Raw genomic sequence first — 13,476 nt, 5'->3', positions numbered from 1 at the left:
GATCCTGCTATGCACAAGCGTGATAAGCCGTAATTTGCCGACATCTTACAGTTCTTTTACATAGAAACGATTCATTGCGCCGTGCTGTGTCGAACATGGCTTTTCAACTCGATGAAAACCCATTCTTTCATACAATTTCAAAGCCACCGAAAGATTCGTATGGGTTTCAAGATACAGTTTTCTGTAACCTGCAGACCTTGCCCAATCTTCGGCTATCTGCATCAGTTCTTTTCCATAGCCTTTTCCTTTGGCAGAATCATCCAAATAGAGTTTTTGAAGCTCGGCGCAATCATCTATTCCATCGAATTCCGCTACGCCAACACCGCCAACAATCTGTTTTTCAATATCCTCTTCAGAATCAAATGCGATAAAATAGATGCGTTTATCCGAATGGCCATTATAGTAATCACTCAAATGATCTAATTCGGGATCGAAATATGCTGTGCCCGGAATGTTCAAATGGAGGTTTTCCAAATTTGAACGAATGATTTGAGCGATTCTTTCGTCATCAGCAGCCTCTATTGTTCTATAACCAAACATACCGTCTACCCCCACAGGCTCTGATGTACCAAGCTGAGCATACCGCACTCCCCCGGCGAAAGAACATCCCCATATGCGGGAGTTTAGCCGTTCCCTCCCGAAGAGCCCGCTACACCTCGCAGAACGCAGAGACGAAGATATGCCTTGGAATTGCCGTCGCGAGAGAACAGGCCGACCGCGATTTCCGTATTAATTCAGCGGCTTCAGATTGTAAGGATGGCTCTGGCGGGCTGACGGCCCGGTGGGCCGTCAGCCGTTTCGCCTCGCGTGAAGCCCGTTACTTATTAATGCCTCGCATTAATTCAGCGGCTTCACCAGCGGGAAGGTGATGGTCTCGCGGATGGTGGCACCGGTCAGTGCGATGAGCAGTCGGTCGATGCCCATACCCATGCCGCCTGCCGGGGGCATGCCGACGCCAAGGGCCTCGAGGAAGTCCTCGTCAATGTCACAGGCCTCTTCATCGCCGGCGAGCGCCGCCTTGGCCTGAGCCACGAAGCGTTCGCGCTGCACGACCGGATCGTTGAGCTCGGAGTAGCCGGTGGCCAGCTCGAAGCCACGCACGTACAGATCCCACTTCTCGACTACGCCTGCCTTGGAGCGGTGGCCTTTGACCAGCGGGGAGGTTTCGACCGGGAAGTCGCGCACGAAGGTCGGCTCGTACAGCTTGTCTTCGTAGAAGTGCTCCCACAGGTGTTCGACGAGCTTGCCGTGGTTTTCCACGTCGTCGCGTTCCACGCCAAGCCTGTCGGCGATCTCGCCCAAATGTTCCACGGAGGTTCCCGGATTGTCCGGGCCGCCGTTCGGCACGATTTCCTCGCCCAGCGCCTCGGATAGGGAATCGTACATGCTGATGGTCTTCCATTCGCCGCCGAGATCGTATTCGGTGCCGTCGAGCAAGGTCACTTTGTGGCTGCCGAACACGTCCATGGCAGTGTCCTGCACGAGCTGCTTGACGAGTGCGCCGATGGTGTCGTAATTGCCGTAGGCCTGATAGGCCTCGACCATGGTGAATTCCGGGGCGTGGGTGGCGTCGGCGCCTTCATTGCGGAAATCGCGGTTGATTTCGAACACGCGGTCAATGCCGCCTACCAGGCAACGCTTGAGGAACAGTTCCGGCGCGATGCGCAGGTAAAGATCCAGGTCGAAGGCGTTCATGTGCGTGGTGAACGGACGGGCGGCGGCACCGCCGTGCACGGTCTGCAACATCGGAGTCTCGACCTCGATGAAGTCATGGTCGGCGAAGGTCCTGCGCAGGGAGGCGACGGCCTTGGAACGGTTGCGCACCATGTTGCGGATCTTCTCGTCCGCGATCATGCCGATGTACGGCTTACGGGTGCGAGTGTCTTCGTTCAGGTCCTTGTGCAGGGCCGGCAGCGGTTGCAATGCCTTGGCTGCGATGGCCCATTCGGTGGCGAACACGGACAGTTCACCGGTCTTGGAGGCGATCACACGGCCCTTGATGAACAGATGGTCACCAAGGTCGACCAGCTGCTTGAACTGCTTGAGGGAGTCGGCGCCGATCTCCTTCTTGGAGATCATGCCCTGAATCTTGGTACCGTCGCCGGCGGACAGCTGCACGAAGCACAGGCCGCCCGCATTGCGCAGGAACAGCACGCGGCCGGCGATGCCGACCACGTCTTCGGTCTCGTCGCCCGCTTCGAGCTTGCCATCGTACTTGGCACGCACCGCTTCGATGGTGTCGGTCACATCGAGGGTCACCGGATACGGCGCGATACCCTCCTTGAGCATCATGGCGCGCTTGGCCACACGCATCTGCACCTGCTCCGGGTGGGCCAGCGAGCCGAATTCCTTGTTGCTCGGATCCACAGCCTCATCCAAGGTCGCGCCGTCGTTGATTTTGGCGCGAATCGCGGCATCCTGCCGCAGCAGCATTTCGGCGCGTTCCACCGTGGTCATAACGGGAACGGGGGCCTCTTCATTCTGATGTTCTTGGGATTCGTTGGTCTCAGTCATAAGCCCCCAGTGTAACGAGATGGCAATACACAACACACGACACGCCGGATTTGCGCGCATGGCTCATTCGTGTAACATATCCAACTGTTGCAAAACGGGCTGTAGCGCAGCTTGGTAGCGCGCTTCGTTCGGGACGAAGAGGCCGCGGGTTCAAATCCCGCCAGCCCGACCACAACACAGGCGGAACTTCGGTTCCGCCTTTTCATTTTTCTCTCATCCCATGATTGCCAAACGTGCCGCGGAACGTACCGAAGGTGCCGGCCGGAACACGAAATCACACATTCTCAGCTGAAATGGAATCATCAGCGGCAACCGTCATGCACGATGCAGTGCAACGGCCCGACCGCTGAATCCAATCAAACGGACATATTGAGGGAGTGATGATGAAGAGGAAGTTCTTCCATCCCATATCGAAGCGATTCGGTGTCTTCGGTCTGGTACTGACGGTACTGCTCACGATGGTGATGATCGTCGCCAACGTGGCGCTCGGCCGATATTCCAACACCATTTCGTCCACGCTGGATCTCAACAAGCAGATCAGCGCAGGCGGCGACGAGGCCACCTATCAGAAGGCACGCAATCTGACACAGGAAATCGCCGGAGAAGGCGCCACCCTGCTCAAGAACACCAACGGCGCACTGCCGCTCGACACCAAGAAAATCAACGTGTTCGGCTACGGTAGCGTGAACCTGGTGTACGGTGGCTCCGGTTCCGGCTCCACGTCGGGCGCCTCCTACAACGACACGTTGAAGCAGTCGTTCGAAGCCGAAGGCCTCAGCATCAACGAGGATCTGTGGAACTACTACACCAAGCAGTCGCAGAGCGCAGGCTCCTGGAACGTGTTCTCCCCCAACGGCGGCGACTACAACATCTACGACGCGAAATGCACCGATGTGCTCGACATGATGGACAGCGCCAAGCGGTACAGCGACACCGCCGTAGTCGTGTTCTCCCGTGCGGGTGGCGAAGGCGGCGACCTGCCGATGGATATGGGCGTCACAGACAGCGAATCCGGCGAAGGCCTGATCGGCGGGGACGCCGGCAAAAGCTATCTGGAACTGCAAAGCGCGGAAACCGACCTGCTCAAGGCCGTGGAAAAGAATTTCGAACACGTGATCGTGCTCGTGAACTCGTCGCACGCCATGGAACTCGGCTTCCTTGAAGATGCCGGTGTGGATGCCGCATTGCAGATCGCGGGCCCCGGTGCCACCGGCATGCGCGGCGTGGCCGACGTGCTGCTCGGCAAGGTCAATCCGAGCGGTCATCTCGTGGACACCTACGCCTACGACGTGAAGAGCGCCCCGTCCTACTACAACATGGGCGATTGCTATTACACCGATTACCAGCAACAGATGAGCGACAAGTACTTCTACTTCGAAGAGAACATCTACACCGGCTACCGTTGGTATGAGACCGCCGCAGCCGACAAGGCCGTGATTACCGCCTCGGACGGCATCGTCTACGATTACGGCGATTATGATTCCATCGTGCAGTACCCGTTCGGCTATGGCCTGAGCTACACCACCTTCGACTGGCAGCTCGAGGATTACCAGGTCGACGGTCAGGGCGGCGAAGTGACCGCCACCGTGAAGGTGACCAACACCGGCGACGTCGCCGGCAAGGACGTGGTGCAGCTGTATTACAGCGCCCCATACACCAAGGGCGGCATCGAAAAGTCCGCGGTGGACCTCGGCGCGTTCGCCAAGACCAAGGAACTCAAGCCCGGCGAATCCGACGAAGTGAAACTGACCATGACCTTCGACGACATGGCCTCCTTCGACTACAAGGGTACCGGAGCCTACGTGATGGACAAAGGCGACTACACCTTCACCCTGCGCACCGACAGTCACACCGTGAAGAACGACGACGCCACCTTCACCTACACGGTGGAAAACACCATCACCTACGACGACGCCCATGATGGCAAGCGTTCCACCGACAAGGTGGCCGCCACCTCCCAGCAGGAGTTCCAGGACGCCGGCTCGCTCGAAACGAACGTGACCTATCTGTCGCGCGCGGATCTGGCGGGCACCTTCCCGAAAGTCGAACGCCGCCTGAATCCGACGTCGATCCCGGCCAAGGTCAAGGAACGCCTCGAAGCCAACGGGCCGGGTTCCACCGTACTGACCTCCGACAATGCCGATGCCTCCGACAATGCGACGCCGACCACCGGTGCCGACAACGGCCTCAAGGTCGACGACATGACCGGCGTGGATTACAACGACGAGAAGTGGGATAAGCTCGTGCAGCAGATGAGCGTCGACGAACTCGTCGAACTGACCGGCAACGCCGGTTGGCAGACCTCCGCCATCGAATCGGTCGGCAAGAAAGCCACCACCGACATCGACGGCCCGCAAGGACTCAACGGTTTCAACTTCTCCGGCACCAAGATGAACGCCTATGCCTCCGAAGTGCTCATGGGCATGACCTGGAACGTGGAACTGGTCAAGCAGATGGGCTCCACCTACGCCGATGAGGCGCTCTCCTGGGGCATCGTCGGCATGTACGCGCCGGCCATGAACACGCACCGCTCCCCATTCGGCGGCCGCAACTTCGAATACTTCTCCGAAGATCCGACCCTCTCCGGCCTGATGGGCGCGGCCGAAGTCAGCGGCATGCAGGGCGAAGGCGCATACGTATACGCCAAGCACTACATGCTCAACACGCAGGACACCAATCGAGACGGTGCCGCCAACTGGTGCAACGAGCAGGCTCTGCGCGAGGTCTACGCCCGTCCGTTCGAACTGGCCATCAAGAACGCCGACTGCACGGGCCTGATGACCGAACTCTCCCGCATCGGCACCTCCTGGAGCTCCGCCACCAAGGCATTGTGCACCGAACTGCCACGTGACGAATGGGGCTTCACAGGCAAGATCATCACCGACGGCGTCGGTCCCGGCGGCAGCTACTACATGCTTCCGGACTATGCCATCATGGCCGGCAACGACATGATGCTCACCCGCGCCAGCGGCGACTGCGGCTACACCGACGCCATTCTCAAAAGCGACGCCGGCATCCGCAACATGCAACGCGCCGCCAAGAACATCCTCTACGTATACGCCAATTCCAAGGCCTCCGAGGTCTCCGGCAAGTATGACGTGAACTGGGAATGGATGTGGATTGTCGGCGACGTGGTGCTCGCGGTAGTGACGCTCGCCCTGTTCATCTGCCTGCCGGTACGCGCCTGGTGCGCACCCGGGCAGCCCATCGTCACCACCTCCGGCAAGTAACGGATGCATCCTCGAAAGGAACCGCAATGAATGCGCAGCATAATCTCAAAGATTCCCCGATCCTCAATCTCATCTGGCTGCTGCTGATCGTGGCCAGCAGTTCCATCGGCATTCTCGCCGGCGTAGTCTATGTACTCGCCGTGGCGAACGTGCAGATTCTGAGCTGGTCGATCGGATACATTCTCACCTCCGGAACGAACGAGACGGTCATGGGGCCATGCCTTACGACATTCATCGTCTGCCTCGTCATATTCGTGGCCTGCATGCTGAAAAACGTGATGCTCAAGGCCATCAAGCGCTGACGGAATCCTCCGACAGCCCGTAACCAACACAGGTGCGAGCCCGCTGCCCCGGGTTCGCACCTTTTCAATTCAGCGGCAACACCACCTGCAGGGTAAAGGAATCGGGAGCGATCTTCACGCTCATCGTGCCGCCATATTGTTCCGCCGTATAACGGATGCCGCGCAATCCGTAGCCATGATAGCCCTTGTCGGTTTTCTTGCTGGTGGCCGGCAGGCCGTCGACCAGCGTGATCGGCTCGTCGCAGTAGTTGCGTATGCGGATCATCAGAAAGCCGTTGTCGGGGTAGACCGACACCTGAATCACACGCTTGGCCGGATCCCGTTGCTTCATCACGCTTTCGATGGCGTTGTCGAGCGCATTGCCGAACAGCGCATACAGGTCGGCCTGATCGATGAATCCGAGTTTCGCGCCATCCACCATGCAGGTCAGGGTGATGTGCTCGGCTTCGCAGTACAGCGATTTTTCCGTCAACACCACGTCGAGCACACGATTGCCGGTCTGGATCGCGGAATCGTAGATCATCACCGACCGTTCCACTTCGCCCAACCGCCGGTCGGTCTCCGCGTCGTCCTGCATGGTGCGGAATGCCGCCAGCTGGTATTTGAGATCATGACATTTGCGGTTGATCAGGTCGATCGTCTCCTTGGAGATCTCATATTGCCGTTGCTTGCTTTGCCATAATCGTTGCACCAGATTGAGTTCCATCTGCGCATGCTGCCGTTGTTCGATGTCGTTCTGCAGGTACAGCGTGATCAGGCTCAGCAGTTCGACCATGATGCGGAATGCGGGAATCATATAGGTGTGCTCACGCGAACCGAGCAACAGGAAGATGATCTGATAGTTCGACAGCAGCAGGAACATGATGCACAGCGTCACCGCGAACAGCAGTTTGCGTTTGCCTACGACACCGCCGCGACCGCCCCTTAACTGCGGCAGCAGCCGCATCCGCACCGCGGCGAACAGCGCCACGCCAACGATCGGCGTAAGCAGCCCGAGTGCGATGACGCGCATGGGATCGGGAAGCCACATGGTCGCGCAGTCCATGCATTCGAAACTCAAGGAGGCGATCACCTGCGCCCATATCGCCTCATAGATGCCCTGCGCCACGCCACTGCGCAACGGCACCACGGCGAACGCCACCAGTACGGCCAGGCAGATCGGTGCCTCCAATGCGGTGGAATTCGTGTCGAAGTCGACCAGCGTCTCCTTGGCCCAGATCACGACTGCCATAGACAACGCCAATCCGATCACGATGCCCATATACCAGACCATGCGCGAGCCGGCCGGCGGTTCTGGGCGCACGCCGTTGCGCTGCCGCATGTCGCGGGGCCCGACCGTTGGAAGCACCGCGGGGGTCAACGCCATCTCCACCGCGATGCCGCACAGCAGCAACGATGGCAGATTCAGCACGTCAATCATGGATGCCTCCCAGATATGCGCTCAGCGCCGCCATGAAATCCTTGTATTTCTGCCGGCTGATCGGCACCCGGTCGCCGCCGACCAGTGCTTCCCTGCCTTCCGTGATGCCGCTGACCCACGCCAGATTGATCAGAAAGCTCACGCCGCAACGGGCGAATGCCGGATCGTCGATGTTCGCCTCCATGGCGTTCATCGACTCACGTATGCGCAGCACACCGCCGGTGGTATGTATGAACAGGTTGTGCCGTTGGCTTTCGATATAGGTGATGTCACTCAGGTTGACCCTGTCAATGCCTCCGCCACTTGGCAGAAGCAACGCGCGTCCGTTCTGGCGCCGGTTGCGATTGATGTAATCGATCGCCTCCTGCAGTTCCATCGAAAGCCCGTAGTAGTTGACCGGCTTCAGTATGTAGGAGCGCGCCTGCACCGTGTAGCCTTTGAGCGCATACTGCGCCATGTTGGTGATGAAGATGATGACCACGTCGCGGTCGGTTTTTCGGATTTCCCGCGCGGCCGAGATGCCATCCATGCCCGGCATTTCGATATCCATGAGCACAATGTCGTAGACCGGCCGATAGTCTTCCACGATTGCCGCGCCATCACGGAACACCGTGGTTTCGATGGGTTCGCCGTGCTCGCTCGAGAAGCGCTCCAGGCACTGCGTCACCGCCTGCGCGCATTCGTCATCGTCTTCGACCACGGCTATGTGCATCACCTGATCCATTATAGGAAAAACGCAATCTGAGGCCCCCGAATCCACAGGCGCACAAATCGTCAAATCATACGCACGACACCGGTGTCGTCGCATGCCGCACTGGTCGACGGTATTCCTAAAATGACATTTGGTTCAAACGTTGTACATACTCGCGCACGCTGTATGCCCGTACCTATAGGAGAGACCTTGAAGAGAAGCATTCTGGCCCTGGCTTCGGGCGCCTTCATTCTGGGCGCCGCCGAATTCGTGATGATGGGCATACTGCCGCAGACCGCCGCCGCTATGAATGTGAGCATTCCAGCCGCCGGACACTATATTTCCGCCTATGCGATCGGCGTATGCTTCGGCACGCTGATCCTGGTGTTCGGACGCAAGGTGCCGCCGAAGAACCTCATCATCCTGTTCATGATCATCGCACTGGTCGGCAACACGTTGAGCACGGTCGCCGTGAACTCCCCCATGCTGCTGACAGCCCGTTTCATTTCCGGACTGCCGCACGGCGCATTCTTCGGCACGGCCACGCTGATCGCCAAAACCCTGGCCGATAAGGGCAAGGAGGCGCAGTCCGTCTCGATGATGGTGACCGGTCAGACGGTAGCCAACATGTTGGGCGTACCGGCCGGCACCCTGCTCGCCGAAATGCTGTCTTGGCGTGTGGCATTCGGCCTTTTGGCCGCTTGGGCCGCGATGACCATGCTGCTGACGCTTGCCTGGGTGCCGTTCGTGCCTCCGATCAAGGATGCCGGCATCAAGGGCCAGTTCCGGTTCCTCACTCACCCGGGCCCATGGTTTGTGTTGTTGGCCGTGTTCTGCGGCAATTCCGGCATCTTCTGCTGGTGGAGCTACATCTCCCCCTGGCTACAGAAGACCGGTGGATGGTCGTCTTCCGCGGTTCCCCTGCTTATGGTGCTGGCCGGTTTCGGCATGGTGCTCGGCGGCATCGCCGGCGGACGCCTGACCGATCTGTGGAAGCCGGCCGCGACGGCGGCATTGTCGCAGTCGATTGCGGTGGTCGGTCTGCTGCTGGTCTTCCTGATTCCGGGAAACCGGATGTCCACGGCGATGCTGACGTTCGTGCTCGGCTTCGCCCTGTTCTTCAATTCCGCTCCGCAACAGTTGCTGATGGTGCAGGCCGGGCAAGGCGGTGGCGAACTCATCGCCGGCGCGGCCGTGCAAATCGCCTTCAATTTCGGCAACGCGGTCGGTTCGATCGTCGGCGGTGCCGCACTGACCGCCACGGCCATGAATTACCATTACACCGGACTTTCCGGCATGCCGATCGCCATCATCGCGGTCATGTTCCTGATAACCTACACGCGCCGCTATGAGACGGATACGCAGGCGATGGAGCGCATGCGCGAAGTCCGCGTCTGACCCCGATGATGATTCCGGCAGTCGTGGGCCGGAACATCACCATTCGGAATTTTTCATGGTTTTCAATACCAAGGTATTGACTTTCTGCGCAAGCATTGCCACGATGAACATCGTCACGGTTTTTCCGTGACGACAATTTTCAGGCAGTCTTTCCAAGGGTGGAGTATGCCTGAAATCCAGCTTTGCAAGACTGCCTGAAATTGTTTCGAGGTAGGCATCATGTTATATTATTATTGAGAATCATTCTCATTTTACGTTATGATGCACATCACCATCGGAACATCCCCGCGCAAGGAGATGGGCGCATAGAAAGGAACCAACCGTGGCAGATGACGTCGCCGACGAGTCCACGGCGCAAACCGGAGACAAGGCAAAGGCAGTGGAGGGCAAGGCCGCCTTGAACAGAGCCATGAAGCCCATCCAAGGCAGGTTGAATTGCGGGCGCGCGCTGGCCGCGATCTCAGGTCTGCTGAGCGTAGCGCCCTACGCGGCGCTGGTAAGTATCGGAGACGTGCTGCTGCGCGCTTGGCAACAGCATACGCAGCCGGATGCGAACACCGTATGGCGGTATGTGTTCATCCTGGTCGGCGCATACATGTTGCGCAGCTTCCTCTATTTCGCGGCATTGTCCATCACGCATTTCGCCGACTGCACGCTGGGTGCCGGCATTCGCCGAGCCATGGCGGATTCCCTTGGAAGGGCACCGCTTTCCACATTCAACGCATCGACATCCGGCATGATCCGCAAATCAATTCACGACGACGTGGAGACACTGCATGCACTGGTCGCGCACTGGCCGGTGGAAGGCACCGCGGCCACGGTGACGCCGCTTGCATTGTTCGCCTACATCGTAGTGCTGGACTGGCGTCTGGCCCTGCTCTCCATCGCCACGCTGCCCCTATACTTTGGCATTCAGATGTTCAGCATGGCCGGCATGAGCGAGAAGACCGCGCTGATGGACACGAAGATCAGCAACGTGTCGAGTACGATGGTCGAATTCGCCAGTGGCATCGCCGTGGTAAAGGCATTCGGCCGCAGCGGTCATTCACTGCGGCAATACGAGCGCGCCGCCGACGACTTCATCAAACAGTACAACGATTGGTGCGGGCCGCTCGTTCGTTGGTGTGCGATCGCCGAGGCATTCATCGCCCCCGCCCTGCTTACCGCGATTAATCTCGCCGTCGGCATGCTGCTGGTACAGGCCGGCTATGTGACCGCGCCGCAAGTGTTGGCCGCCACGCTGACCGCCATGATGCTGCCATCCACCATCACCACGATCGGCAATATGCAGTGGAGCTATCAACTCGCCGGCGCTGCGGCATTGCGCATCGAACGGAATCTGCGCGTAACGCCGCTCGCCGAGACGACGCAACCGAAACATCCGAACGGCTACGACGTGGCCATCGACCATGTGACCTACGCCTACGGCCCCACCACGGCGCTTGACAACGTCAGTCTGAATGTCGCCGCAGGCACGATGACCGCACTCATCGGACCATCCGGATCCGGCAAATCCACGCTTGCCACGCTGATTGCCCGTTTTGACGATCCCGCCGAAGGATCGATCAGCATCGGCGGCGTCGATCTTCGCGACATCACCTCCGAGGAACTGTATCGCACCGTCGGTTTCGTACTCCAGGATCCGCAGCTGATCCGTGCATCGATTCGCGACAACATCGCATTGGGGCGTCCCGACGCAACGCTGGAACAAATCCGCACCGCAGCCAAGGCCGCATTCATCGACGACGAGATCATGGCGCTCGAACACGGTTACGACACGGTGATCGATGGTCGGGTCGGCCTGTCCGGTGGACAGGAGCAACGTATCGCCATCGCCCGTGCGCTGCTGAAGGACACGCCGATCCTGATTCTCGACGAGGCCACGGCCAGCGTCGATCCGGAATCGGAAGCGCAGATTCAGCAGGCGTTGAACGCATTGGTCGCGGGCCGGACCGTAATCGTCATCGCACATAAGCCATCCGCCGTGGTGGGCGCCGATCAGATGGTCGTCATGGATCGCGGCGAAATCGTCGCCTGCGGCACACACGAGCAACTTGCCGACGAAACGCACGTACGCGCGTTGGATGCCGTCGCACGACACAATCGAATCGCAGCACAGGAAGGCGCATACCATGCGTAAGACCAGCACTTTGCAATGTCTGAGAGAGGCCTTGGCCGGTCATGTCGGCGGATTCGACAAGGCGATGCTGTTGTCCGTCATGTCCGGTGTGGCCACCGGTCTGACGTTCGCCGCGATCATTCCCGCCGCGCAGACGCTGGGCGGCGCATCCACCGTGATGGGACTGGGTTTCTGGCAGTGGGTGGCCGTACTGGCCATACTCGCAGTGCTGTCCGGCGTCATCGACTACTTCAAATCCGTCATCTCCTACAATTCCGCGCTTGACTTCCTCGCCATCGCACTGCATGGCATCGGCGACAAAATCGCATCATTGCCGCTTGGCTGGTTCGCCAAAGGCACCGCCGGCCGACTCTCCCGCTTCGCGACACACGATCTGATGTCCATCGGCCAATCATTCGCGCATCTGATCTCGCCGATGGTAACCGGCGCCGCAAGCACCGTTACCCTGTGCGTGGCCATGCTGCTGTGGGATTGGCGCATCGGACTGACGCTGATCATTCCGCTGCCGCTCCTGTGGGGCGCCGGCAAACTGTCTTCGATGATGCTCCATCGCGGGGATGACGCCATGCTTGCCCTGGATTTCGAAGCTTCAAGCAGACTCGTGGAATTCGCGACCTGCCAAGGCGCGCTCCGTTCATGCGGAGCAAGCCATCCATACCAGCCGTTGACGGATGCGTTGGATGCCCGCACCGCGGGTCAACGCAGATCGCTGCGCTGGGGCGTCGCCGCGAATCTGCTCAACGGCATGGCCAGCCAGTTGCTGCCGGTCTCCATGATCATGGCATGCGCGGCATTGACGTTGCAGGGCACGCTTTCCCCGCTCGTCGGCATCGCCTGCATGGGTGTTTCGCTACGGTTCTCCAACACCGTCAACGACATGTTCGCCATGCTGCTCGGCATTGAGGAATCACGCAAGTCTTTGGACTACTACCTGTCCGTCATGCGTGAGCGACCGTTGCCCGAACCTGCCGATCCCAAGCCGGTGACGAGACCGGGCGCGGTCGAGTTCGATCGTGTTCGCTTCGGCTACACCGCTTCCGCACCGGTGCTGCACGATGTGTCGTGGACCGCACGGCCCGGTTCCATGCTTGCCGTCGTCGGCCCGTCCGGCTCCGGCAAGACGACCATGGCGAAGCTGATCGCCCGTTTCTATGACGTGGACGCCGGCACGGTGCGCGTGGGCGGACTCGACGTGCGCGATCAACGTGCGTCGGATGTCGTGGCGCAGCTGTCGATGGTGTTCCAGGACGTGTACCTGTTCCATGGCACGCTGATTGACAATATCCGCTTTGGCAGGCCGGAAGCGTCGGATGATGAGGTCATGCGCGCGGCCGAGTTGGCGGGCGTCAGCGAAATCGCGCAACGTCTGCCCGACGGCTGGCAGACGAACGTCGGCGAAGGCGGCAAATCCTTGTCCGGCGGCGAGCGCCAACGCGTATCCATTGCGCGCGCCGTGCTCAAGCAGGCGCCGATCGTACTGTTCGACGAGGCGACCAGTGCGTTGGACGTGGAAAACGAGGCTCATATCAACGAGTGCATGGCGCAGTTGTGTGCCACGTCGACGGTGATCGTCATCGCGCACAAGCTGGAGACGATCCGCAATGCGGACACGATCATCGTCATGGGACGCGACGGCGGCATGCTGCAGCGTGGCACCCACGACCAGCTGATTGCGGAGCCCGGCATGTATCGCGAATTCTACGAGGCTCGCCGCCGGGCCGAGAGCTGGTCGTTGTAGGGCGGGCCCATCCGCCCCGGCACCGAGGGTTTCCTCATCAAGA

Annotated in this window: 9 protein-coding genes and 1 tRNA gene; 6 read left to right on the top strand and 4 right to left on the bottom strand. The window is 59.6% G+C overall.

Annotated features, from left to right (window positions below):
• Nucleotides 1-45: 45 nt before the first annotated feature.
• Together HMPREF1494_RS11085 and lysS are read right to left on the bottom strand one after the other, a co-directional pair.
• A complete protein-coding gene (locus HMPREF1494_RS11085; RefSeq protein ID WP_081724083.1) occupies nt 46-540 on the bottom strand; it encodes a GNAT family N-acetyltransferase in 495 nt (164 codons plus the stop codon).
• A 297-nt stretch (nt 541-837) separates the two neighbouring features.
• Nucleotides 838-2,514, bottom strand: coding sequence for a lysine--tRNA ligase (gene lysS, locus HMPREF1494_RS01705; RefSeq protein ID WP_034518805.1), 1,677 nt, complete (start codon nt 2,512-2,514; stop codon nt 838-840).
• 95 nt (nt 2,515-2,609) lie between these two features.
• On the opposite strand from lysS, the gene HMPREF1494_RS01700 reads away from it, so the two are divergent.
• The 3 genes from HMPREF1494_RS01700 (at nt 2,610) to HMPREF1494_RS01690 (ending at nt 6,046) form a co-directional block, all read left to right on the top strand.
• A tRNA-Pro gene (locus tag HMPREF1494_RS01700) sits at nt 2,610-2,686 on the top strand.
• Between the two features lie 208 nt (nt 2,687-2,894).
• Nucleotides 2,895-5,744, top strand: coding sequence for a glycoside hydrolase family 3 C-terminal domain-containing protein (locus tag HMPREF1494_RS01695; protein WP_034518803.1), 2,850 nt, complete (start codon nt 2,895-2,897; stop codon nt 5,742-5,744).
• A gap of 26 nt (nt 5,745-5,770) precedes the next feature.
• Nucleotides 5,771-6,046, top strand: coding sequence for a hypothetical protein (locus tag HMPREF1494_RS01690; protein ID WP_034518800.1), 276 nt, complete (start codon nt 5,771-5,773; stop codon nt 6,044-6,046).
• Between the two features lie 64 nt (nt 6,047-6,110).
• On the opposite strand, the gene HMPREF1494_RS01685 is transcribed toward HMPREF1494_RS01690, so the two are convergent.
• On the bottom strand, nt 6,111-7,466 hold the full coding sequence (locus HMPREF1494_RS01685) for a sensor histidine kinase (protein ID WP_034518798.1): 1,356 nt from the start codon (nt 7,464-7,466) through the stop codon (nt 6,111-6,113).
• Complete coding sequence (locus HMPREF1494_RS01680; protein WP_231495290.1) at nt 7,459-8,178, bottom strand: LytR/AlgR family response regulator transcription factor; 720 nt, start codon at nt 8,176-8,178, stop codon at nt 7,459-7,461. The genes HMPREF1494_RS01685 and HMPREF1494_RS01680 overlap by 8 nt, the downstream gene beginning before the upstream one ends.
• Nucleotides 8,179-8,367: 189 nt before the next feature.
• Between HMPREF1494_RS01680 and HMPREF1494_RS01675 the strand changes: the two genes are divergently transcribed.
• From HMPREF1494_RS01675 to HMPREF1494_RS01665, 3 genes are all read left to right on the top strand, one after another.
• Nucleotides 8,368-9,555, top strand: coding sequence for an MFS transporter (locus tag HMPREF1494_RS01675; RefSeq protein ID WP_034518792.1), 1,188 nt, complete (start codon nt 8,368-8,370; stop codon nt 9,553-9,555).
• 322 nt (nt 9,556-9,877) lie between these two features.
• Nucleotides 9,878-11,695: an ABC transporter ATP-binding protein gene (locus HMPREF1494_RS01670; RefSeq protein ID WP_003837261.1), complete on the top strand. Its 1,818-nt coding sequence runs from the start codon at nt 9,878-9,880 to the stop codon at nt 11,693-11,695.
• On the top strand, nt 11,688-13,433 hold the full coding sequence (locus HMPREF1494_RS01665) for an ABC transporter ATP-binding protein (RefSeq protein ID WP_034518789.1): 1,746 nt from the start codon (nt 11,688-11,690) through the stop codon (nt 13,431-13,433). The genes HMPREF1494_RS01670 and HMPREF1494_RS01665 overlap by 8 nt, the downstream gene beginning before the upstream one ends.
• Nucleotides 13,434-13,476: the final 43 nt, after the last annotated feature.

This window comes from Bifidobacterium sp. MSTE12 (assembly GCF_000513015.1).
GTDB classification, from domain to species: Bacteria; Actinomycetota; Actinomycetes; order Actinomycetales; family Bifidobacteriaceae; genus Bifidobacterium; species Bifidobacterium dentium.
The sequence above is the reverse complement of the archived record's forward strand: the minus strand, read 5'-3'. Positions and strand labels throughout refer to the sequence as shown.